This window comes from Micrococcus sp. LASM2_SD2 (assembly GCF_057364565.1).
The window spans coordinates 1-716 of record NZ_JBNFOB010000458.1; the positions used below are offsets into that span (position 1 = coordinate 1).

1 protein-coding gene is annotated in these 716 nt (G+C 75.4%); it reads left to right on the plus strand.

Features of this window, described 5'->3' with window-relative positions; all coding sequences use genetic code 11:
- Nucleotides 1–110: 110 nt before the first annotated feature.
- Nucleotides 111–716: thiamine pyrophosphate-binding protein (locus AC2W7A_RS13095; protein ID WP_485991703.1), on the plus strand; the 606-nt coding region annotated here is incomplete at its 3' end.

Below are 716 nucleotides of genomic sequence, written 5' to 3' on the forward strand. Positions count from 1 at the left end.
CGCGAGCGGGGTGTGCACCACCCTGGCCGAGCTGGCCGACGTCGCCGGACAGGGGGAGGCCGGGGTGGCTGCGTGCCTGGCAGGCGGCGTCCATCCGCGCTCAGGCGGCCGTGGAGGACGTGCTGATCGAGGAGCAGCCCCGGTTCGGCCTGACCCCGCAGCACACGGCGCAGATCTGCGCGTCCGTGGTGCACGGGCCGCTCGTGCTCGGCTCCTCCTCGGTGATCCGGGACGTGGACCTGACCTGGCGTCCGCCGAGCACCCCGTACAACGAGGTCTACGCCAACCGCGGCCTCGCGGGCATCGACGGGACGGTCTCCACGGCCGCCGGCATCGCCCTGGCGAGCCAGCGCCGCACCGTCGCCCTGCTGGGAGACCTCACCGCCCTCCACGACGCGGGAGGCCTGCTGGCCGGCACGGACGAGGACGAGCCCGAGCTGGACCTCGTGGTGGTCAACGACTCCGGCGGCGCGATCTTCGCCGGCCTCGAGCACGGCCAGGTGGCGAAGGCCCCCGGCATGGGCGGGATCGTGGAGCGCCTGTTCGGCACCCCGCACTCCGTGGACTTCGAGGCCCTCGCCTGCGCGTACGGGGTGGAGCACGTGCTCGCCGCGGACACCGCCGGGCTCGTCCACGCCCTGTCCAACCCCGCCGGTGCCCGCCGGCTGATCGAGGTCCGCTGGCGACCGCGCCGACCGTCCGGGGGTGGCGGCCGC